Here is a 21,473-nt window from a genome sequence, read left to right on the forward strand (position 1 = left end):
ACAGGCCGTGGGAAAAGCGTCCCCGGCCTGTGGGGAAACCGCAGGTGAGGGCGCGGCCGAAGGTGTACGTATGAGCGCGTATGCCCACAGCTGTGCGTGACCGTCCGGGTTTAGGCTCGGACATGGGTACGAAGGTGCCTCACACGCCACAGCAACCTAAGGAACAACTGATGGAGCTTGGTCTCGTCGGCCTCGGCAAGATGGGCGGCAACATGCGCGAGCGCATACGCCGCGCGGGCCACACCGTCATCGGCTACGACCGCAACCCGGACCTCGCGGACGTCCACAGCCTCAAAGAGCTTGTGGACAGCCTCCAGGGCCCGCGCGTGGTCTGGGTGATGGTCCCGGCCGGCGGTCCCACCCAGTCGACGATCGACGAGCTCGCCGAGCTGCTCGAGCCCGGCGACGTGGTCGTGGACGGCGGCAACAGCCGCTGGACGGACGACGAGAAGCACGCCGAGGAGCTGGCGGCCAAGGGCATCGGTTTCGTCGACTGCGGTGTCTCCGGCGGTGTCTGGGGCCTGGAGAACGGCTACGCGCTGATGTACGGCGGTGACGCGGAGAACGTCGCCAAGGTGCAGCCGGTCTTCGACGCGCTCAAGCCGGAGGGTGACTTCGGCGCGGTGCACGCCGGCCGGGTCGGCGCGGGCCACTTCGCCAAGATGGTCCACAACGGCATCGAGTACGCCATGATGCAGGCCTACGCCGAGGGCTGGGAGCTGCTGGAGAAGGTCGACTCCGTGGAGAACGTCCGCGAGGTCTTCCGCTCCTGGCAGGAGGGCACCGTCATCCGCTCCTGGCTGCTGGACCTCGCGGTCAACGCCCTCGACGAGGACGAGCACCTGGACGGCCTGCGCGGTTACGCACAGGACTCCGGCGAGGGACGCTGGACGGTGGAGGCCGCGATCGACAACGCCGTGCCGCTGCCCGCGATCACGGCGTCGCTGTTCGCGCGGTTCGCCTCCCGCCAGGAGGACTCCCCGCAGATGAAGATGATCGCCGCGCTGCGCAACCAGTTCGGCGGCCACGCGGTCGAGAAGAAGTAGTCCACAGCCTGGGGAAACCCGGGCCGCACCTGCACGCCGGGGGAGGTCGGCGAACGACATGCACGTGACGCATCTGTCGCTGGCCGACTTCCGCTCCTACGCCCGGGTCGAGGTCCCGCTGGACCCGGGCGTGACGGCCTTCGTCGGCCCCAACGGACAGGGCAAGACGAACCTCGTCGAGGCCGTCGGCTACCTCGCCACCCTCGGCAGCCACCGCGTCTCCTCCGACGCGCCCCTGGTGCGCCTGGGCGCCGACCGCGCGGTGATCCGGGCGCAGGTCCGGCAGGGCGAGCGGCAGCAGCTGGTCGAGCTGGAGCTGAACCCGGGCAAGGCCAACCGCGCCCGCATCAACAGGTCGTCGCAGGTCAGACCGCGTGACGTGCTGGGCATCGTACGGACGGTGCTGTTCGCGCCGGAGGATCTCGCGCTGGTCAAGGGCGATCCCGGTGAGCGGCGGCGCTTCCTCGACGAGCTGATCACCGCGCGCTCCCCGCGCATGGCGGGGGTGCGCTCCGACTACGAGCGGGTGCTCAAGCAGCGCAACACCCTGCTGAAGACAGCCGCGCTCGCGCGCAGGCACGGCGGGCGGTCGATGGACCTGTCCACGCTCGACGTGTGGGACCAGCACCTCGCGCGGGCCGGCGCCGAGCTGCTCGCACAGCGGCTCGACCTGATCGCGGCGCTGCAGCCGCTGGCCGACAAGGCGTACGAGCAGCTGGCGCCCGGGGGCGGGCCGGTCGGCCTTGAGTACAAGCCGTCGGCGCCCGGCGAGGCGCACACGCGTGAGGATCTCTACGCCCAGCTCATGGCGGCGCTCGCGGAGGCCCGCAAGCAGGAGGTCGACCGGGGCGTCACGCTCGTCGGCCCCCACCGGGACGACGTGGTGCTCAAACTCGGTCAGCTGCCCGCCAAGGGGTACGCCTCCCACGGGGAGTCCTGGTCGTACGCGCTGGCCCTGCGGCTCGCCTCCTACGACCTGCTGCGGGCCGAGGGCAACGAGCCGGTGCTGATCCTCGACGACGTGTTCGCCGAGCTGGACGCCCGGCGCCGGGAGCGGCTGGCGGAGCTGGTCGCGCCGGGCGAGCAGGTGCTGGTGACGGCCGCGGTCGACGACGACGTACCGCAGGTGCTGGCCGGCGCGCGGTACGCGGTGTCGGGTGGGACGGTGGAACGCGTATGAGCACCGAGAAGCCCCCTGCCGGCAAGGAACCCTCCGGGGTCGACCTCGCGCGCGTGGCGCTGCGGGCGGCGAAGGAGGCGGCACGCGCGCGTGGAGACGCGGCGCAGCAGAGGAAGCAGGCGCGGCGGGGCGGCGGCCTGCGCTCCGGCGCGCGCGCCGACGGACGCGACCCGATGGCGCTGGGCGCGGCGATCAACCGGCTGCTCACCGACCGAGGCTGGGAGACACCGGCGGCGGTGGGCGGGGTCATGGGGCGCTGGCCGGAGATCGTCGGCGAGGACGTGGCCAAGCACTGTGTGCCGGACCGGTACGACGAGGACGAGCGGGTGCTCGTGGTGCGCTGCGACTCCACCGCGTGGGCGACGAACCTGCGGCTGCTCGCGCCGACGCTGGTCGCACGGCTGAACCAGGACCTCGGACACGGCGCGGTGCGGCTGCTGAAGGTGCTCGGTCCAGGCAGCGCCCCCCGCCGCTACGGGCCGCTGCGGGCGCCGGGGAGTTCGGGGCCGGGGGACACGTACGGCTGACGGGCTCGCGTCCGCGCGGCGCACAGCCACAGGCCGGCACAGCCGCCACCGCCAGGGATCGAAGTGAGCGAGATCACATCTGTGATCCCGCTCCCGCGGCCTTTCCACAGGCTCCGTCGTCTTGTCGTACAACTGCACGCGGATGCGAATCGCCACCTGACCCGGGAGTAGCGAGGGGTTGACGGCTCGAAGCGCTAGGCGGCGCTGTGAGCCTCTTGGAGCCCCCATCCGCATATCGGGAGTCGGCCGAGGCCGGTTCAGGGCGGCACATGAGGACTCAGGTACCGGCAAACCCCCATCAGTGTCAGTGCTACCGGTAGACTGGAAGACAATCCCGCCCCGCGACGCGGGGAGGCCCGGGAGAAGCTGAGCAACGCTGATCAAGGCTTACCCACGCAACATGCCGCAGCCGCTCCGGCAAATGCCGACGAGCTCGGCTCGTGCTGTGCCAGAAAGGGCGCTTCGTGGCCGATTCCGGCAACCCCAACGAGAACATCCCGTCCACCGAGGCCCCGGCCGGAGTCGCCGAGGCCTCTGCAACGGCGTACGACGCCAGTGCCATCACCGTCCTCGAGGGTCTGGACGCGGTCCGCAAGCGACCCGGCATGTACATCGGCTCGACCGGTGAGCGGGGACTGCACCACCTCGTGTACGAGGTCGTCGACAACTCCGTCGACGAGGCCCTGGCCGGCCACGCGGACACCATCGACGTCACGATCCTGGCCGACGGCGGCGTACGCGTCGTCGACAACGGCCGTGGCATCCCGGTCGGCATCGTCCCCTCCGAGGGCAAGCCGGCCGTCGAGGTCGTGCTGACCGTGCTGCACGCGGGCGGCAAGTTCGGTGGCGGCGGCTACGCGGTCTCCGGTGGTCTGCACGGTGTCGGCGTCTCGGTCGTGAACGCGCTGTCGAGCAAGGTCTCCGTCGAGGTCAGGACCGACGGCCACCGGTGGACGCAGGAATACAAGATGGGCGTGCCCACCGCCCCCCTGGCCAAGCACGAGGCGACCGACGAGACCGGCACCTCGGTCACCTTCTGGGCCGACGGCGACATCTTCGAGACCACCGAGTACTCCTTCGAGACGCTCTCGCGGCGCTTCCAGGAGATGGCGTTCCTGAACAAGGGACTGACCATCAGGCTCACCGACGAGCGCGAGTCGGCCAAGGCCACCTCCGGCGCGGACGAGGCGGGCGCGGACGAGAAGGACGAGCCGAAGACGGTCACGTACCACTACGAGGGCGGCATCGTCGACTTCGTGAGGTACCTCAACTCCCGCAAGGGAGACGTGGTGCACCCCACCGTCATCGACCTGGAGGCGGAGGACAAGGACAAGAGCCTGTCCCTCGAGGTCGCGATGCAGTGGAACAGCAGCTACGCCGAGGGCGTCTACTCCTTCGCGAACATCATCCACACGCACGAGGGCGGCACCCACGAAGAGGGCTTCCGCGCGGCGCTGACGAACCTGATCAACAAGTACGCGCGCGACAAGAAGCTGCTGCGGGAGAAGGACGACAACCTCACGGGTGACGACATCCGCGAGGGTCTGACGGCGATCATCTCGGTCAAGCTGAGCGAGCCGCAGTTCGAGGGCCAGACCAAGACCAAGCTGGGCAACACCGAGGCGAAGACCTTCGTGCAGAAGGCCGTCTACGAGCACCTCAGCGACTGGCTGGACCGCAACCCGGTCGAGGCCGCGGACATCGTCCGCAAGGGCATCCAGGCGGCCACCGCGCGCGTGGCGGCCCGCAAGGCGCGCGACCTGACCCGCCGCAAGGGCCTGCTGGAGTCGGCGTCCCTGCCGGGCAAGCTGTCCGACTGCCAGTCGAACGACCCCACCAAGTGCGAGATCTTCATCGTCGAGGGTGACTCCGCCGGCGGTTCGGCCAAGTCCGGCCGCAACCCCGAGTACCAGGCGATCCTCCCGATCCGCGGCAAGATCCTCAACGTCGAGAAGGCCAGGATCGACAAGATCCTGCAGAACCAGGAGATCCAGGCGCTGATCTCCGCCTTCGGCACGGGCGTGCACGAGGACTTCGACATCGAGAAGCTCCGCTATCACAAGATCATTCTGATGGCGGACGCCGACGTCGACGGCCAGCACATCTCCACCCTGCTGCTGACCTTCCTGTTCCGCTTCATGCGGCCGCTGGTCGAGGCCGGGCACGTGTACCTCTCCCGCCCGCCGCTCTACAAGATCAAGTGGGGCCGGGACGACATCGAGTACGCCTACTCGGACCGCGAGCGCGACGCGCTGATCGAGATGGGCCGCCAGCGCGGCAAGCGGGTGCGGGAGGACTCCATCCAGCGCTTCAAGGGTCTCGGCGAGATGAACGCCGAGGAGCTGCGCGTGACCACCATGGACCAGGAGCACCGCGTCCTCGGCCAGGTCACCCTCGACGACGCCGCCCAGGCCGACGACCTGTTCTCGGTCCTGATGGGCGAGGACGTCGAGGCCCGGCGCCAGTTCATCCAGCGCAACGCCAAGGACGTCCGCTTCCTCGACATCTGAGTCGGTCTCAGCTGACCGCACCAGGAAGGATCTTCACCAGCAATGGCCGACGAGAACACCCCTGTCCCGCCCGAGGGCGACGGCGTGATCGCCCAGCGTGTCGAGCCCGTCGGGCTCGAGACGGAGATGCAGCGCTCGTATCTGGACTACGCGATGTCCGTCATCGTGTCCCGTGCGCTGCCCGACGTCCGGGACGGACTCAAGCCCGTCCACCGCCGCGTCCTGTACGCCATGTACGACGGCGGCTACCGCCCCGAGCGCGGCTTCTACAAGTGCGCCCGTGTCGTCGGCGACGTCATGGGCAACTACCACCCCCACGGCGACTCCTCCATCTACGACGCCCTGGTCCGCCTCGCCCAGCCGTGGTCGATGCGGATGCCGCTGGTGGACTCCAACGGCAACTTCGGCTCCCCGGGCAACGACCCGGCGGCGGCGATGCGCTACACCGAGTGCAAGCTGGCGCCGCTGTCGATGGAGATGGTCCGCGACATCGACGAGGAGACCGTCGACTTCACGGACAACTACGACGGCCGCTCCCAGGAGCCGACCGTCCTGCCGGCCCGCTTCCCGAACCTGCTGATCAACGGCTCCGCCGGTATCGCGGTCGGCATGGCGACCAACATCCCGCCGCACAACCTGCGCGAGGTCGCGGCCGGCGCCCAGTGGTACCTGGAGAACCCCGAGGCCAGCCACGAGGAGCTGCTCGACGCGCTCATCGAGCGCATCAAGGGCCCGGACTTCCCCACCGGCGCGCTGGTCGTGGGCCGCAAGGGCATCGAGGAGGCCTACCGCACGGGCCGCGGCTCCATCACCATGCGCGCGGTCGTCGAGGTCGAGGAGATCCAGAACCGCCAGTGCCTGGTGGTCACCGAGCTGCCCTACCAGGTCAACCCCGACAACCTCGCGCAGAAGATCGCCGACCTCGTCAAGGACGGCAAGATCGGCGGCATCGCCGACGTCCGCGACGAGACCTCCTCGCGCACCGGCCAGCGCCTGGTGATCGTCCTCAAGCGCGACGCGGTCGCCAAGGTCGTGCTGAACAACCTCTACAAGCACACCGACCTGCAGACCAACTTCGGCGCCAACATGCTGGCCCTGGTCGACGGCGTGCCGCGCACCCTCTCCCTGGACGCCTTCATCCGCCACTGGGTGCAGCACCAGATCGAGGTCATCGTCCGCCGTACGCGCTTCCGGCTGCGCAAGGCCGAGGAGCGCGCGCACATCCTGCGCGGTCTGCTGAAGGCCCTGGACGCCATCGACGAGGTCATCGCGCTGATCCGGCGCAGCGCGACCGTCGACGTCGCCCGCACCGGCCTGATGGACCTGCTGGAGATCGACGAGATCCAGGCCAACGCGATCCTGGAGATGCAGCTCCGCCGCCTCGCGGCCCTGGAGCGGCAGAAGATCGTCCAGGAGCACGACGAACTCCAGGCGAAGATCAACGAGTACAACGAGATCCTGGCCTCCCCGGTCCGCCAGCGCGGCATCGTCAGCGCGGAACTCGCCGCGATCGTCGAGAAGTACGGCGACGACCGAAAGACCCAGCTGATCCCCTACGACGGTGACATGTCCATCGAGGACCTCATCGCCGAGGAGGACATCGTCGTCACCGTCACGCGCGGCGGCTACGTCAAGCGCACCAAGACGGTCGACTACCGCGCCCAGAAGCGCGGCGGCAAGGGTGTGCGCGGTGCGAAGCTGAAGGAAGACGACATCGTCGACCACTTCTTCGTCTCCACCACGCACCACTGGCTGCTGTTCTTCACCAACAAGGGACGCGTCTACCGCGCCAAGGCCTACGAGCTGCCCGACGCCGGCCGGGACGCGCGCGGTCAGCACGTCGCCAACCTCCTGGCCTTCCAGCCGGACGAGGCGATCGCCGAGATCCTCGCGATCCGCGACTACGACGCCGCGCCCTACCTGGTCCTCGCCACCAAGGCGGGCCTGGTGAAGAAGACCCCGCTGAAGGACTACGACTCCCCGCGCTCCGGCGGTGTCATCGCCATCAACCTGCGCGAGCGCGAGGACGGCAGCGACGACGAGCTGATCGGCGCGGAGCTGGTCTCCGCCGAGGACGACCTGCTGCTCATCAGCAAGAAGGCGCAGTCCATCCGGTTCACGGCCACGGACGACGCCCTGCGCCCCATGGGCCGCGCCACCTCCGGTGTGAAGGGCATGAGTTTCCGCGGGGGCGACGAGCTGCTCTCGATGAATGTCGTGCGACCCGGTACGTTCGTGTTCACTGCCACAGACGGCGGGTACGCGAAGCGCACCGCTGTCGACGAGTACCGCGTCCAGGGCCGCGGCGGCCTCGGCATCAAGGCCGCCAAGATCGTGGAGGACCGCGGGTCGCTCGTCGGCGCGCTGGTGGTCGAGGAGACCGACGAGATCCTCGCCATCACGCTCGGCGGCGGTGTGATTCGTACGCGAGTCAACGAGGTCAGGGAGACGGGCCGTGACACCATGGGCGTCCAACTGATCAATCTGGGCAAGCGCGATGCCGTGGTCGGCATCGCACGCAACGCCGAGGCGGGGCGCGAGGCGGAGGAGGTCGACGGCGACGTGGCCGTCGACGAGACCGCCGAAGGCGCAGCGCCCACGGCCACGGACGAGGGTGAGGCGCCCTCGGCCGAGTAGCACGAGGAGTGAGTCACGTGAGCGGAGCCACGGGCGCCGGACCGTCCGGTACGTCGACCGGTGCCACTGCCGGTACCGGAACGGACGGCGGCGGCCGTGGCTCCGCCGCGCACGCCACCAGCGGCGGGCCCACCACACCCACATCCTCGTACGGCACTCATGGATCCCAGGGGGGAACTGTGACGGACACCCAGCAGGCTGCGTCACCGCTGCCCGGCGAGCGGCAGCCGCAGCAGCCGGCGGGGCCCTACCACCCGCCGCAGGCCTACCAGACCCAGGGCGGGTCCACCGGCACGGTGCGCCGGCCGCGCACCGGGGCACGGACCACGCCGCGCGTGCGCAAGGCACGGCTGCGGGTGGCCAAGGCCGACCCGTGGTCGGTGATGAAGGTCAGCTTCCTGCTCTCCATCGCGCTCGGCATCTGCACCATCGTCGCCGCGGCGGTGCTGTGGATGGTCATGGACGCCATGGGCGTCTTCTCCACGGTCGGCGGCACCATCTCCGAGGCGACCGGGTCGAACGAGTCCAACGGCTTCGACCTGCAGTCGTTCCTGTCGCTGCCGAACGTCCTGATGTTCACCACGATCATCGCGGTCATCGACGTCGTCCTGGCGACGGCGCTGGCCACGCTCGGCGCGTTCATCTACAACCTGTCCGCGGGCTTCGTGGGCGGTGTGGAGCTGACGCTCGCCGAGGACGAGTGAGACGAGTGAGCGGTCCCCCGCGCCACCTGCCGGATACCGATTTTGGGACTGCGCCGGTCGTGCGCTAATCTTCAGGAGTCAGCGCGCGGGACACACACCGCAGAGCGCGGCGGGGCTATAGCTCAGTTGGTTAGAGCGCATCCCTGATAAGGATGAGGCCACAGGTTCAAATCCTGTTAGCCCCACAGCAGAAGATCGGGCGTCTCCCCTGCGGGAGGCGCCCGATCTGCGTTTCCGTGTGGTCCTGTGGAACGGCCGCGGGGGAGCTGCCGCCCCCCTCGTCCGGTACCGGTCCCTCCCCTCGTGGGGACCGGTACCGGACGGTGGGGTCGGGTCGATCCTGTCGGCGTGGATCGAGCGGACGCGCGTACGTCCCCGGACTGACCGGCGCGTACGCGACCGCAGCATGATCCTGCCTGGTGAGGCCTTCCGGGAGGAGCGTCCGGTGTCCGGATCGAGGCTTTGTCGCAGGTCAGCCGTATAAGGTGAGTTTTCCGGTCCGGACGCCGAGGTGCGGAGGGAAGCAGGGGGTGGACACCTTGAGCGCCGTCTCAGAGGCACGCACAGCCCTCGCCGAACGTCTCGCCCTGCTCTACAGGGAGGCCGGCAACCCGCCGCTGAAGCGGGTGTCCGAGGCCGTGACGCGGCTGCAGCGGGTCGACGAGCGGGGGCGGCCCGTACGGGTCTCAGCGCAGCGCATCAGCGACTGGCGGCGCGCACGCAACGTACCCGCGCAGTTCACCGCCCTCGCGGCCGTGCTCCAGGTGCTGATACCCCAGGCGCGCCGTCTGCGGCCCACACCCGTGTCGCCCGGGCTGTACGAACTGGCCCAGTGGCAGCGGCTGTGGGAGAGCGCGGTGGCCGGCCCGGCCGAGCCGGGCGAGGACCCGGAGCGGCAGCAGCCCGTCTCCGGTGTCTGCCCCTATCGCGGGCTCGCCTCCTACCGGCAGCAGGACGCCCGCTGGTTCTTCGGCCGTGAGCGCAGTACGGCCGCGCTGGTCGCCCAGCTGCGCGAGGTGGAGGCCACCGGCGGCCTGGTGATGCTGGTCGGCGCCTCCGGCGCGGGCAAGTCCTCGCTGCTGAGCGCCGGCCTGGTACCCGCCCTGCGCGAGGACGCCGACCAGCCGCGCACCGTGCTCCAGCTGGTCCCGGGCGCCGACCCCACGGCCGAGCTGATCCGGCGCATCCCGGACCTGGCGGGCGTGGCCGTGACGGCCCGGGCGGAGCCGGCCGGGCCCGGGACACCGGACGGCGCTGACGCACCGCCAGGAGGGCGCGCGGTCCTGGGCCCCCGCACGGCTCCCCTCCCCGACCCCGACAGCCACGACTTCGCCCGCGCCGTCCGGACGGCCGTCGGCGCGTGGGCCGGCCGGGAGGCCTCCCCCTGCGGCCGGCCCGTCGTCATCGTCGACCAGTTCGAGGAGGCCTTCACCCTCTGCCCCGACGAGGCGGCCCGGCGGACGTTCGTACGGACGCTGCACGCCGCGGCCGCGCCCGGAGACGGGGGCGAACCGGCGCCCGTGCTGGTCGTGCTGGGCATCCGGGCCGATTTCTACGAGCAGTGCCTGAGCCACCCCGAGCTCGCCGACGCCCTCCAGCACCGGCACATGGTGCTGGGCCCGCTGACCACGGCGGAGCTGCGCGCGGCGGTCACCGGCCCCGCCAAGGCGGTCGGCCTGGAGCTGGAACCGGGCCTCGCGGAGCTGATCGTGCGGGAGGTGAGCGCCGACGGGCCGCGCGGCGCGCACGACGCCGGGGTGCTGCCCCTGCTGTCCCACGCGCTGCTCGCCACCTGGCAGCGCCGCAAAGGAGGCCGGCTCACCCTGGCCGGCTACCGCGCGGCGGGCGGCATCCAGGGCGCGGTGGCGGCGACCGCGGAGCGGGCCTGGTCGGGGCTGGACCCGGCGGCACGCGCGGCCGCCCGGCTGCTGCTGCTCAGGCTCGTCCGGCTCGGCGAGGACACCCAGGCCACGCGCCGCCGCGGCACCCGGCGCCAGCTGGCGCAGGAGTCGACCGACCCGGACAAGACCGAGGAGTCCCTGGAGGCGCTGGTCCGGGCCCGGCTGGTGACGTTGGACGCCGAGACGGTGGAGATCACCCACGAGGCGCTGCTGCACGCCTGGCCCCGGCTGCGCGACTGGATCGACGAGGACCGCACCGGCAATCTGCTGCGCCAGCGCCTGGAGGAGGACGGCCGCGCCTGGGAGGAGTCCCGCCGCGACTCCGCCCTGCTCTACCGGGGCTCCCGGCTGGAACAGGCCCACGGCTGGGCCAGGTCGGCCGGGGGCACGCTGCTGACCCGCAGCGCGGTGGAGTTCCTGGCCGCCTCGGTCCGGCTGCGCCGGCGCACGGTGTGGCTCGGCCGGGCCGCGGTGTCGGCGCTGCTCGTCCTCGCGGTGGTGGCCGTCGGCGCGGCCGTGGTGGCGTGGCAGCAGCGCGACGACGCGGTGTTCGAGCACGTCCTCGCCGAGGCGGACCGGGTGCAGTACACCGACCCGTCGCTGTCGGCGCAGCTCGACCTGGTCGCGCACCGGCTGCGCCCCGGCGACGAGGGCACCGGCAACCGGCTGGTCTCGATCGTCAACGCGCCCCTGGCCACGCCCCTGAGGGGGCACAGGGGCGCCGTCTACCTCACCAGCTTCCGCCCCGACGGCCGGGTCCTGGCCACCGCCAGCTACGACCGCACGGTCCGCCTGTGGGACGTGTCCGACCCGACCCGCCCCAAGCCGCTGGGCAAGCCGCTGACCGGGCACACCAGTTGGGTGAGCACGGCCGTCTTCAGTCCGGACGGCCGCACCCTGGCCAGCGCCTCCGACGACGGCACGATCCGCCGCTGGGACGTGTCGGACCCGGCGCGTCCGCGCCCGCTCGGCGAGCCCGTCAGCGCCGACGACGGCACCGTCTACCTGCTCGCCTTCAGCCCCGACGGCCGTACGCTCGCCGCCGCCACCGAGGAACACGTCGTCCGCCTGTGGGACCTGGCGGACCCGTCCCGCCCGCGTCGCACCGGCGTCCTGACCGGGCACGAGGACGCGGTGCGGGCCGTCGCCTTCAGCCCGGACGGCAGCACCCTCGCCACCGGCGGCGACGACGACACCGTACGGCTGTGGAACACGGCCGACTGGCATCAGAAGGGCGGGCCGCTGGCCGGGCACCGGGGCACCGTGCACTCGGTTGCCTTCAGTCCCGACGGCCGCACCCTCGCCTCCGGCAGCGCGGACGACACCGTGCAGCTGTGGGACGCGCGCCGGGGCACGGCCCTGGGCTCGCCGCTGACCGGGCACACCGGGCCCGTGTGGTCCGTGGCGTTCAGCCCCGACGGGACGATGCTGGCGGCCGGCAGCGCCGACAGCACGGCGAGCCTGTGGAACGTCCGCAACCCGGCCTTCCCCTCGCAGGTCGGCGAGCCGCTCGCGGGCAGCAGCGGGGAGATGTACGCGGTCGGCTTCGGCCCCGACGGGCGGACCCTCGCCACCGGCAGCGGTGACAGCCTCGTACGGCTGTGGTCCATCCCGACCTCGGACATGGTCGGCCGGATCGGCGCCTTCCGCCCGGACGGGCGGGTGCTCGCCACGTCCTCCCGGGACGAGCACGTCCGGCTGTGGGACATCCGGCGCCCCGCCCGGCCCGTCCTGCTGGGCAGGCCGTTCCGGCCGGCCGAAGGGGACGCGCAGTCACTGGCGTTCAGCCCCGACGGCCGTACCCTCGCGGTGGTCACCGGCAGCCGTGCGGTGCAGCTGTGGGACGTCTCCGACCCCGCCCGCCCGGTCCCCCACGGCCGGCCACTGCCGCTGCGCACCCGGTTCGCCGGGCCCAGCACGCTCGCGTTCAGCCCGGACGGCCGGACGCTCGCGACCGCGTACGACGACCGTGCCGTGCGCCTGTGGGACCTGACGGACCCGGCACACCCGCGCCCCTACGGGCCGCCCCTGAAGGGGCACACCGGCTATGTGAACGCGCTGGTGTTCGGCCCGGACGGGCGCACCCTGGCCAGCGGCGGGGCCGACGGCACGATCCGGCTGTGGCGGGTGGCCGACCCGCGCCGCGCCGAGCGGCTCGGGGTGCCCCTGACCGGGCACTCGGGGCCGGTGAACGCGCTGGCGTACAGCCCGGACGGCCGCACCCTGGCCGCGGGCAGCGACGACAACACGGTCCGGCTGTGGGACATCGCCGACCCGCTGAGGGCGGTCCCGCTGTCCGCCCTCAGGGGGCACAGCGAGGCGATCGTGTCGCTGACGTTCAGCCGGGACGGCCGCAGGCTGGCCAGCGGAGGCAACGACGACACGGTCCGGCTGTGGGACGTGTCCGACCCGGCCGACGCCTCCGCGATCGGGCAGTCGATGAGCCCCAACGCCCGCACCGGCACGTTCCTGGCCTTCAGCCCGGTCAGCCATATGCTCGGCGTCTCCAGCGGCACCGACACCGTACGGCTGTGGGACCTGGACGTCGACGCGGCGGTGGAGCGGATCTGCCGGGTCACCCGGGGAGTGCTCACGCCGGAGAAGTGGCGGGAATACCTGCCCCGGCTGTCCTATTCGGCGCCGTGCGGGGACGACTGAGACACCGGCCGGAACGGCACTGTTCCCGGGCATTGACAGCCTTGTTAGGGTTGGTGTCAGCCCGATCGCTGGTGCATCCCCCGTCGCCAGCGATCGGGCCCTTTTCGTCTGCGCCTCGGTTCGTCTGACGGGTCGTCGGCGACCGGCCGGTTCGGGGCACCGGTCCCTGGGCAGTCACCCCTCGTGTCGACCCCGAGGGCAGGAGTGCGCATGAAGGTGTCCATCGACCGGGAACTCTGCTACGGCTCCGGCGACTGCGCGTACCGCGTGCCGACCGTCTTCACGGTCGTGGACGGGTTCGGCGCCGTCCTGCCGGGCCGCGAGGGCACCGGGGCGGACCCGCTGGTGCGGGAGGCGGCGGAGAAGTGCCCGTCGCAGGCGATACGGACCGAGGACTGAGCCGGAGCGGGTCGAGCCGGGCCGGTCAGACGGCGGCCCGCCATTCCAGGTCCCTCAGCGCACGCGCGCGTGCCTCCGCGACCGCCATGCGCGCCGCCCGCTCGGCCGGGTCGGCATGGGCCGCCTGACCGGTCTCCTGCCCCTCCCACTTGCGGTAGAGCAGCCCCACCTCCGCGGTGAACCACCCCCGGCTCACGGCGTCCAGCGCCAGCAGCAGGCCGGTGTCCTCGGACGCGGGCAACGCCATCCAGCCGCCGAGCGCGAGCAGCAGCTCCCGTCGTACGAAGAGACTGGCCGGGTGGACCGGGGCGCGGAAGCCCGCGGCCTTCCAGGCGGCCAAGACCGCGCCGCGCTCGATCGGGCCGGGTTCCGGGTCGCCCGGAAAGCCCACGGTGGAGCCGTCCGGCAGCGCGTCGAGGACGCGTGAGGTGGCCCAGCCGATCGAGGGGTCCGCCTCCAGCGCGGCGAGGTCGCGGGCCAGGGCGCCCGGGGTGAGCCGGTCGTCGGCGTCGAGGACCTTCACATACGTGCCGTCGGCGTGCGCCAGCGCCAGGGTGCGGGCCACTCCGGGCCCGCCGGGGCGTCCCGGGCGGCCCTGGCGGAAGGTCACGCGCGCGTCGCCGGGCACATGGGGGGCCACGGCGTCGGTCCGGCCGTCCTCCTGTATCAGCCAGTGCCAGTCCCAGCCCGTGGGCAGCTCCTGCGCGCACAGCGAGTCGTAGGCATCGCGGAGGAAGGGCGCGGAGGGCGCGTGGACCGCGGTGACGACGGTGATGCGCCGGTGCGGAAGGGGCGTGCCCTCGGGTACGCCGAAGGCCTCGACGAGTTCCTCGGAGGCCGTCACGGCGTCGCACTCGGTGTGGAGGAGCGGGTCCTGCGGGTGGTCCTGTGTCAGGGGGGCCTGGGTCAGCAGGGATGGGGCCGGTACGTCTTGCGTCAGGTCTCGCGGCGGTTCTTGTGCGGTGAGCCCGGTCTCGTGCTCGGTGGCTCCGGTGCTCGTCCGTCGGACGAGGGGCTGCCGGGCACGGTCCTTCTCCCTTCGGTGGCGCCGGTCGTCATGCACGGCGCGGGTGCGGGGAGGGGGTGGCTCGGGGTTCTGGGTCACCTGCGGTCACCGGTGCTCGTGGCGGCTGCTGCTGCTCATCATCGGCATCAGCCTACGGAGGGTGTCCGTCGGTGGGGATACAAGGGGTGTCACTTCAAGCCGTGCTGCACTGAAGGGTGTTGGAGCGGTGAGAGCCGTGGGCGGCTTCAGTGCTCCTGGTGCCGGGGGGTGCCCTCGGCGCGGTCGGCGCCGCTGCTGCCGAGGGCGCTGACGGTGCCGGTGCCGCCGGTGCTGCCGGTGCTGCCGGTGCCGGCGCTGCCTGCGTAACCGGTGCTGCCTGCGTAACCCGTGTGGCCGGCGTTGTCGGTGCTGCCACCGCTTCCCCTGTTGCCGGCGGTCTCGGCGCCCTCGGCGTCCTCCGCGCAGGGGCCGGTCTCCTGGGCGGTCGTGTCCTCGGTGTCGTTCAGGGGCAGGTGACGGCAGCTCGGGCTCTTGCCGTGGGCCTCGGCGCGGATGCGCTGCTTCATCGTGGGCGGCAGTGACCTGGCGTGGGACCAGGCCCACAGGGGCATCGCCGCCGGCACGGCGAGCGGGGCGCTGCTGTTGCGCGGGGTCTCGGTCTGCGGTACCGGCGCGGCGGCGGCCGTGGCGGCGGTGGTGGTGACGAGACCGAGCGCCGTGCACAGCGCGAGGAAGGCGGTGACGAAGGCGGTCCACAGCTGCATGACCTTGTTCCGGGCCATGACCCCTCACTTTCGGGTTGGGCGATTTGCGTACTTTCCTCATGATGTGTATGCGGCTCGGGAAGTGGTGGACCGACGCCCCCGGCGCGTCGATCTTCAGATGAACACCACACGAATGGGTGCAAGAGCCCGTAAAAAGCCGTGAGAGGGGAGAAGCCGGTGCGAATGGTCACGACCCGTAGGGGTGTGATCACCCTCAGATCACCGTGGTGAACGGCCGTCTACTACGGTGTACGGGACCCGAGTTGGGGGGCCCGCGCAGGTCACCGATCGATATCGGGCGGTGTGTATAGTCGGGCGCCAGAGGTCCCCTACGTCAAGGAAAGACGAGGTCGCGCGGTGAAGAAGCTTCTCCTGGTCGCACTGGCCGCCATCGGCGGGCTCCTCGTGTACCGCCAGATCCAGGCGGATCGCGCCGAGCAGGATCTGTGGACGGAGGCGACTGACTCCGTGCCCACGGGTTCGTGAGTTCCTGATTCGAGCAGACCCCGGCCGCTCGCGCGGCCGGGGTTTTGTGTGTCCGGGGCGCGCGGCAGGATGGGCCCCGGCCGACGGGAGGGGTGGCGCGCGATGGGGCGGCGGCGTACGGCGTGGGCGTGCGGGCGGACGGGTGCGGCTGTACTCTGCGCGAGCGCCGCGCTGGTCCTGGCGCCGGCGCTCGGGGCCGGGCCGGCCCGGGCGGCCGATCCAGCGGGCGGTTTCGCCTTCACGGAGGATGCGCGAAGCGTCCCCGCGGCGGGCAGCAGCACCGACGCCGAGCGCCTGGAGCTCGGCGGCACCTATCGCAGCTCCCTGCCGCACGGCGCGAAGGCCTACTACCGCCTGGAACTCGACTCGACCGCCAACGCGTACGTCTCCGCCACCGCCGTGCCTCCCTCGAACGCCGACGTCTCCGCGCTCGACGGCGTCAGGGTGTCCGTCCAGGACGTCGACGGCGGCATCTGTTCCGTGGACACCGAGACCTTCGGCAGCGTCCGCAGTGCGCGTCCCCTCACGGTGTGGGGGATGCGGGAGCTGACCTCGCGGAGGTCGCGCTGCCAGGAGGCGGGGACGTTCTACGTCGTGGTGGAGGAGGCCGGCAGGGAGCGCGACGGGGCGGACGCGTTCGTGTCGGGGGACTGGGAGCTGGAGCTGACCACCGTGTCGGAACCGGGGCTGTCCCGGACCGGCGCGACCGAGGCGCCCGAGAGCTGGAACTCCGCTCCGCCGGCCGAGCTCACCGGCGACCCGGTCGCCCGCACCGGCGGCCCCGGCTTCGCGCGGGCCACCCGCCTCGGCCACGGAGTCTGGCGGGACGGGATCCGGCCGGGGCAGACGCTGTACTACGAGGTCCCGCTGGGCTGGGGCCAGCAGGTGTACGTCGCCGCCGAGCTGGGCAGCTCGCCCGGGCGGACCGGGGCGACCGCCGGGGCGCTGGACCTGACCCTCTACAACCCGGCGCGCGGTCCGGTCGAGGGCACGAGCACCGGCTACTACGGGCGGCAGCAGTCCGCCGACCTGGATCCGCTGCCGCCGGTCGGCCACGAGAACCGGTTCGCCGTCGCCGACCGGGTCAGCGGCATGCGGTTCGCCGGCTCGTACTACCTCGCCGTCCACCTCTCCTCCCAGGTGGCCGAGCGCTTCGGCGACGGCCCGCTGGGGCTGACCCTGCGCCTGCGCGTCTCGGGAGCGGCCGGCTCGGGGCCCGGTTACGCGGGGGAGCCCCTGCCGCGGGGGATCTTCGACGTGGCGGGCGGATCGTCCTCGCTGCCGGGAGGGTCCGGCGGGGGCGCGGCGGACGAGGCCGCGATGAGGGCCCTGGCGGTGGGCGGCATCGGCGGCGGCAGCGCGCTGCTGGCGGGGCTCGGGGTGTGGACGGCGGTGGCGCGGAGGCGGGGCGTCAGAGCCGGGTGAGGGCCCAGAAGCCCACGGCGTAGCAGACCAGGGCGAGCAGCAGGACCGGGACGGTCACCTTGGCGGGCGGCCCAGGGCGTCGACGGCGTCGACGGTGCGGACGCTGCCGGCCTTCGTCCGAGCCGTGGGGCACGGCCTGCCGGATCTCTGGCGCGGGGGCGGGAACCTGCGGGTCCCGAGCGGTGTACGAGGCGGTGGAGGCGTCGGCACGCGGCTGGAGGGAGAAGGGGCCGTGGGTGGGCTCGTACGGCGAAGGCGCGAGACGGGTCTGCGGCGGTGCCAGGGGGGCGCGGGGGCGGCGGTCGCCGGAGCGCGCCGGATCCGGCGGCTGTGGGTGATGTGCGTGCGGTACGTGCTGCCCGGACTGTCCCTGGGGCGGGGGTTGCTGGTGGGAAGCCGAGGGCCCGGGCGGCATCGGCGGGGGCAGAGGGAAACTGCCCGTGTCCGACATGGAGACCTGGCGGACCTGGTGAGCCGAGGACGGCGAGGAGGCCGGGGACGGCGAGGAGGCCGGGGACGCCGGAGGTGTCGGAGGTGCGGGGGACGCGTGAGGGGCTCGGAGGTCATGGGCGTCCTGGGGGGCCGGCGGCCGGGACGACCCCGTGGAGCCCGTGGCCTGACGAGGATCACCTGCCGTCGCGCCAGGCCCTGGGGAGCTCGGCACCTCCCCCGAAGGGTCCTCCACCCCGGGCGCCCGCTTCAGCGGCCCGTGCGGCCCGAACCCCGGGGGCAGCGGACCGAGTTGGTCGAAGATCTCGATCAACTCGTCGTCGGGCCCCGGCTCCGGCAGGAGTTCCACCGCGGAGGCGAGTGCCTTGCGCGCCCCCGTGGCCGTACGGAACCGGGCCTCGGGATCGGGCTGCAGCAAGGTCGCCACGACCTGCCACAGCGGCTCGGGAATGCCCTTGGGCGCGCTCGGCGTGCCGTGCGCCGTGAAGTACTCGACGAGCGCCTTGGTGTCCGGCTTGGCGCCCTCCAGCAGATACAGGGCGACCAGCCCGACGGCGAACAGGTCGGCGGAGAAGTCCGGCTCCGCGCCGAGGAGTTGCTCGGGTGCGAGATAGCCGGGCGTGCCCACCACGAGGTTGGTCTCCGTCAGGCGCGGCTCGCCCAGCCGCATGGCGATGCCGAAGTCGGACAGGCGCAGCCGGGGGCGCCCGGTCCCGGTGGCCTCCAGCAGGAGGTTGGCGGGCTTGATGTCGCGGTGCACCACATCTTCGGCGTGCACGGCGGCGAGGCCCGACAGGAGCTGGTCCAGCAGCGTGGCGACGAAGGCGGGCGGCAAGGGGCCGTAGTCGCCGACGAGATGGACCAGCGAGCCCCCGGCGACGAGGTCCATGGTGAACAGGACCTGGTCGTCGTCGGCCGCCCAGCTGGCGGGAGCGAGGACATGGGGGTGGTCGATCCGCAGCGCCTGCTCGCGGACGAAGCGCAACAGGGAGTGGGCGTCGCGCTGTTGGAGCACTTTCGCCGCGACATAGCGCCGCCGGCGGTGGTCCCAGGCGCGCCAGACTGCTCCGACGCCGCCGCGTCCGATCGGGTCGACCAGTTCGTACCGGCCGGCGAACACCTCACCCATCGCTGTGCGCTGCTCCTCCCCCTGCGGCCGACGTCGGCCCCGCCCCCGGTCCCTCGCTCCCCTTACTCCCCAGGCATCTCGTCCGTACTCCCCGGCACCGGCCGGGGTGATCGGTGCGGGTCCGGCCGTCCGACCCCCTCGGCCGGCCGGACCCGGTGGTCAGGCCTGGTGGGCCTGGTAGTGGGCGACGGCGTCGGAGGTGCGGCCGGCGCCGTAGACACGGAGGAACTCGGCGAGCTCCGGGTGCGTGGGGGCGAGGGTGTCGGCGGCGTCGATGATGTCACCGGCGGCGGCGACGGAACGCAGCAGCGACTGGATCTCACGGACGACCCGCTTGACGGTCGGCGCACCCGAAGTGCTCGTCGCCTGCGTCACGTTGCTCAGCACGGAGCCCCCCTGCGACTTCTTGATCTCGTCCATGCGCTCGGTGGCCTCGGCGGCGCTCACGCTGCCGTCGGAGACCTGCGCGGCCAGCTCCTGGAGCAGCTGCACGCGCTGGACGACGGCAGGGTTGCCGATCTTCGCCCGCTGACCGCTCATCAGCTGCGACAGCATCGGTGCCGACAGTCCCAGTACCCCCGCGAGACGAGCCTGGTTGAGGCCAAGATCGTCGATGAGCTTACGGAAGAGCGCCCCCAGCGGCTCCCCGTACCAGTTCCGCTGCAGTTCCCGCGCTCTCGCGGTGGCTTCCTGCTGTGCGGCGTCCATTGCGTCTCCCCATCGCTTCCCCAAAACGCGGTTCGCTGTAGCGAACCACGCCGAGCATCTTACGGAGAGTGGTCGGCCGCAGGGAGCCCCAATCTTTTTGCGAGATCCCCGGGGTGACCCGGTACTCTGGTCTGCGGCACCCGCCGGTGCGAGGCACTTCCGGCGGGCCGCTTGTCGCGGGGCCTTAGCTCAGTTGGTAGAGCGCTGTCTTTGCATGGCAGATGTCAGGGGTTCGACTCCCCTAGGCTCCACGCGCGAAATGCCCTCCGAACTGCGAGAACGCGGTTCGGAGGGCTTTTTTTGCCGCCGTCGCGGCGGATGGCGGAAACCCCGCCGGACCGCGTGCGGACGCACGGATCGGACGGGGTTCGCCGGAAGCGGCCGTTCGAGGCTTCGCCGGGAACGGCCGGTTCGGTGTATCGCCGGGAGCGGCCGGTTCGCGGGCCGCCGAACCGCGACAGCGCTCAGCGCTGGTCGTCGCGGTCCGCCGCCTCCTCCGCCTCCTTGGCTTCCTTGGCCTCGACCTCGGGGTCCAGCACGCCGCTGCCGTCGACGGAGGTCAGCGTCGTCGGCTCGGGGACCTCGGTGGCGGCCGGCGGTTCGACCAGCCAGTCGGGGTTGGCCTGCTTGTCCCACCACTTCCACGCGGCGAAGGCGCCGCCGGCGACCACGCCGCAGATCGCGACGAACTTCACGGCGCGGCCGGCGCGGGCCCGCCGCTCGTGCTTGCGGACCAGCTTGCGGATGTCCTCCGCCGTGACCTGGCCGCGCAGCGCGGCCAGCGCCGCGGCACCGCGCGCCGCGGCCTCGTCCTTCGCGGGCCCGGCAGCGGCCATGGCCTGCTCGATCATGGGCCTGGAATACTCGGCGGCCTGCCGCGCGGCGACACGCGTGCGCGCGGCGGCCTCCTGCGCGGCATGGTCGACCTTGGGCGGCACATGCGCCCTCGCCTCGGCCAGTCGCGGTGCGACGTGGGACGCGTACTGCACACGGGCCTGCCCAGCGGCCTGGGAGACCTTGGGCGCGATCTTCAGGCGTGCCTCGTGCGCGTACAGCGCGGCCCTTTCCTTGGCGGTGTCGGCGTAGGGCGCCACCACTTCCGCGGCGTGCAGCACGCTGTCCTTCGCCGAGCCGGTCGCGGCGCGCACGCTGTCGATGCGGGTCACGGGATCCTCCTCCTCGGTGGCGTACGGTATTTCGACTTTCCACCCTTTTACGGATCATGCCTCCCCGAACGCGCCGCGGCATGTGAGGGCGGGCATTCGGGTAGTAACGGGAGCTTGTCGTCGACAATGCCACGGATTGCCCGGTCTTGCTGGGAAACGCCCGGGCCGGACGACGCACGGTGCACGGCGTGCGAGGATCGGGGGGTCACAGGAAGACAACGGAAGGCACATCGTGGCCGAAGAGCTCTACGCCACCCTCAAGACCAATCACGGCGACATCGAGGTTCGACTGTTCCCGAACCACGCGCCGGAGACGGTCAAGAACTTCGTCGAGCTCGCCCAGGGCGAGCGTGAGTGGACCAACCCCGAGACCGGTGTGAAGTCCGCGACCCCGCTCTACGACGGCACGGTCTTCCACCGGGTCATCAGCGGCTTCATGATCCAGGGCGGCGATCCGCTGGGCAACGGCACGGGTGGCCCGGGCTACCAGTTCAAGGACGAGTTCCACCCCGACCTGCGCTTCGACAAGCCGTACCTGCTGGCCATGGCCAACGCCGGCCCGGGCACCAACGGCTCGCAGTTCTTCATCACGGTCTCCCCGACGGCGTGGCTGAACCGCAAGCACACCATCTTCGGCGAGGTCACCGGCGCGGCCAGCCAGAAGGTCGTGGACACCATCGCGTCCACCCAGACCAACCCGCGCACCGACCGCCCGCTGAAGGACGTCGTCATCGAGTCGGTCGTCGTCGAGAAGCGCTGACGGTCGAACCGCTGACG

The 21,473-nt window shown here is 71.9% G+C and carries 16 protein-coding genes and 2 tRNA genes; 13 read left to right on the forward strand and 5 right to left on the reverse strand.

The features are described from left to right. Positions 1-170: 170 nt before the first annotated feature. The 9 genes from gnd (at position 171) to ACIGXJ_RS10795 (ending at position 13,562) form a co-directional block, all read left to right on the forward strand. The gene (gnd, locus tag ACIGXJ_RS10755; RefSeq protein ID WP_399642999.1) at positions 171-1,046 is read left to right on the forward strand and encodes a phosphogluconate dehydrogenase (NAD(+)-dependent, decarboxylating); all 876 of its coding nucleotides are present in this window, start codon (positions 171-173) and stop codon (positions 1,044-1,046) included. Positions 1,047-1,104: 58 nt separating this feature from the next. Further along, positions 1,105-2,226 (forward strand): DNA replication/repair protein RecF, encoded by a 1,122-nt coding sequence (gene recF / locus ACIGXJ_RS10760; RefSeq protein WP_399643000.1) that lies wholly within the window; start codon positions 1,105-1,107, stop codon positions 2,224-2,226. Continuing rightward, positions 2,223-2,753 (forward strand): DUF721 domain-containing protein, encoded by a 531-nt coding sequence (locus tag ACIGXJ_RS10765; protein ID WP_399643001.1) that lies wholly within the window; start codon positions 2,223-2,225, stop codon positions 2,751-2,753. Before recF ends, ACIGXJ_RS10765 begins: the two co-directional genes overlap by 4 nt. A 440-nt stretch (positions 2,754-3,193) precedes the next feature. Then, the gene (gene gyrB / locus ACIGXJ_RS10770) at positions 3,194-5,263 is read left to right on the forward strand and encodes a DNA topoisomerase (ATP-hydrolyzing) subunit B (RefSeq protein WP_399643002.1); all 2,070 of its coding nucleotides are present in this window, start codon (positions 3,194-3,196) and stop codon (positions 5,261-5,263) included. 42 nt (positions 5,264-5,305) lie between these two features. After that, complete coding sequence (gyrA, locus tag ACIGXJ_RS10775) at positions 5,306-7,900, forward strand: DNA gyrase subunit A (protein ID WP_399643003.1); 2,595 nt, start codon at positions 5,306-5,308, stop codon at positions 7,898-7,900. Between the two features lie 17 nt (positions 7,901-7,917). Continuing rightward, entirely contained in the window at positions 7,918-8,604 is a 687-nt protein-coding gene (locus ACIGXJ_RS10780; protein ID WP_399643004.1) for a DUF3566 domain-containing protein, read from the forward strand. A gap of 111 nt (positions 8,605-8,715) precedes the next feature. Continuing rightward, positions 8,716-8,789 (forward strand) — tRNA-Ile (locus ACIGXJ_RS10785). A gap of 345 nt (positions 8,790-9,134) precedes the next feature. Further along, positions 9,135-13,163, forward strand: coding sequence for an AAA family ATPase (locus tag ACIGXJ_RS10790; protein ID WP_399643005.1), 4,029 nt, complete (start codon positions 9,135-9,137; stop codon positions 13,161-13,163). Between the two features lie 210 nt (positions 13,164-13,373). Beyond that, positions 13,374-13,562, forward strand: coding sequence for a ferredoxin (locus ACIGXJ_RS10795; protein ID WP_399643006.1), 189 nt, complete (start codon positions 13,374-13,376; stop codon positions 13,560-13,562). Positions 13,563-13,587: 25 nt separating this feature from the next. Here ACIGXJ_RS10795 and ACIGXJ_RS10800 read toward each other — a convergent pair whose 3' ends face one another. Both ACIGXJ_RS10800 and ACIGXJ_RS10805 read right to left on the reverse strand, forming a co-directional pair. Then, on the reverse strand, positions 13,588-14,337 hold the full coding sequence (locus tag ACIGXJ_RS10800; protein WP_399643679.1) for a glycosyltransferase family 2 protein: 750 nt from the start codon (positions 14,335-14,337) through the stop codon (positions 13,588-13,590). A gap of 476 nt (positions 14,338-14,813) precedes the next feature. Continuing rightward, the gene (locus tag ACIGXJ_RS10805; RefSeq protein WP_399643008.1) at positions 14,814-15,350 is read right to left on the reverse strand and encodes a DUF6344 domain-containing protein; all 537 of its coding nucleotides are present in this window, start codon (positions 15,348-15,350) and stop codon (positions 14,814-14,816) included. Positions 15,351-15,689: 339 nt separating this feature from the next. Here ACIGXJ_RS10805 and ACIGXJ_RS10810 point away from each other — a divergent pair, with 339 nt between their 5' ends. Together ACIGXJ_RS10810 and ACIGXJ_RS10815 are read left to right on the forward strand one after the other, a co-directional pair. Further along, complete coding sequence (locus ACIGXJ_RS10810; protein WP_003999697.1) at positions 15,690-15,818, forward strand: DLW-39 family protein; 129 nt, start codon at positions 15,690-15,692, stop codon at positions 15,816-15,818. Positions 15,819-15,920: 102 nt separating this feature from the next. Then, the gene (locus ACIGXJ_RS10815) at positions 15,921-17,243 is read left to right on the forward strand and encodes a hypothetical protein (protein ID WP_399643010.1); all 1,323 of its coding nucleotides are present in this window, start codon (positions 15,921-15,923) and stop codon (positions 17,241-17,243) included. Here the strand turns inward: ACIGXJ_RS10815 and ACIGXJ_RS10820 are convergent. Together ACIGXJ_RS10820 and ACIGXJ_RS10825 are read right to left on the reverse strand one after the other, a co-directional pair. Further along, positions 17,230-18,822 carry a protein kinase gene (locus tag ACIGXJ_RS10820; RefSeq protein ID WP_399643012.1) on the reverse strand — a complete coding sequence of 531 codons (1,593 nt, stop codon included), beginning with the start codon at positions 18,820-18,822 and terminating at the stop codon, positions 17,230-17,232. The two genes, ACIGXJ_RS10815 and ACIGXJ_RS10820, sit on opposite strands and share 14 nt — an antisense overlap. Before the next feature lie 159 nt (positions 18,823-18,981). Further along, a complete protein-coding gene (locus ACIGXJ_RS10825; RefSeq protein ID WP_399643014.1) occupies positions 18,982-19,530 on the reverse strand; it encodes a helix-turn-helix domain-containing protein in 549 nt (182 codons plus the stop codon). A gap of 178 nt (positions 19,531-19,708) precedes the next feature. Here ACIGXJ_RS10825 and ACIGXJ_RS10830 point away from each other — a divergent pair. After that, positions 19,709-19,781: transfer RNA gene (locus tag ACIGXJ_RS10830), tRNA-Ala, on the forward strand. A 213-nt stretch (positions 19,782-19,994) separates the two neighbouring features. Here ACIGXJ_RS10830 and ACIGXJ_RS10835 read toward each other — a convergent pair. Further along, positions 19,995-20,696 carry a DUF5324 family protein gene (locus ACIGXJ_RS10835; RefSeq protein WP_399643016.1) on the reverse strand — a complete coding sequence of 234 codons (702 nt, stop codon included), beginning with the start codon at positions 20,694-20,696 and terminating at the stop codon, positions 19,995-19,997. Positions 20,697-20,928: 232 nt separating this feature from the next. On the opposite strand from ACIGXJ_RS10835, the gene ACIGXJ_RS10840 reads away from it, so the two are divergent. Continuing rightward, the gene (locus ACIGXJ_RS10840; protein ID WP_399643018.1) at positions 20,929-21,456 is read left to right on the forward strand and encodes a peptidylprolyl isomerase; all 528 of its coding nucleotides are present in this window, start codon (positions 20,929-20,931) and stop codon (positions 21,454-21,456) included. The last annotated feature ends 17 nt before the right edge of the window (positions 21,457-21,473 follow it).

The organism is Streptomyces sp. NPDC053367, assembly GCF_044545925.1.
Classification (GTDB): domain Bacteria; phylum Actinomycetota; class Actinomycetes; order Streptomycetales; family Streptomycetaceae; genus Streptomyces.

Excerpts from the sequence above, each read along its gene's own strand:
- gnd (WP_399642999.1), top strand. The coding sequence starts at position 171 with ATGGAGCTTGGTCTCGTCGGCCTCGGCAAGATGGGCGGCAACATGCGC.
- recF (WP_399643000.1), top strand. The coding sequence starts at position 1,105 with ATGCACGTGACGCATCTGTCGCTGGCCGACTTCCGCTCCTACGCCCGG.
- ACIGXJ_RS10765 (WP_399643001.1), top strand. The coding sequence starts at position 2,223 with ATGAGCACCGAGAAGCCCCCTGCCGGCAAGGAACCCTCCGGGGTCGAC.
- gyrA (WP_399643003.1), top strand. The coding sequence starts at position 5,306 with ATGGCCGACGAGAACACCCCTGTCCCGCCCGAGGGCGACGGCGTGATC.
- ACIGXJ_RS10795 (WP_399643006.1), top strand. The coding sequence starts at position 13,374 with ATGAAGGTGTCCATCGACCGGGAACTCTGCTACGGCTCCGGCGACTGC.
- ACIGXJ_RS10805 (WP_399643008.1), bottom strand. The coding sequence starts at position 15,350 with ATGGCCCGGAACAAGGTCATGCAGCTGTGGACCGCCTTCGTCACCGCC.
- ACIGXJ_RS10815 (WP_399643010.1), top strand. The coding sequence starts at position 15,921 with ATGGGGCGGCGGCGTACGGCGTGGGCGTGCGGGCGGACGGGTGCGGCT.
- ACIGXJ_RS10820 (WP_399643012.1), bottom strand. The coding sequence starts at position 18,822 with ATGGGTGAGGTGTTCGCCGGCCGGTACGAACTGGTCGACCCGATCGGA.
- ACIGXJ_RS10825 (WP_399643014.1), bottom strand. The coding sequence starts at position 19,530 with ATGGACGCCGCACAGCAGGAAGCCACCGCGAGAGCGCGGGAACTGCAG.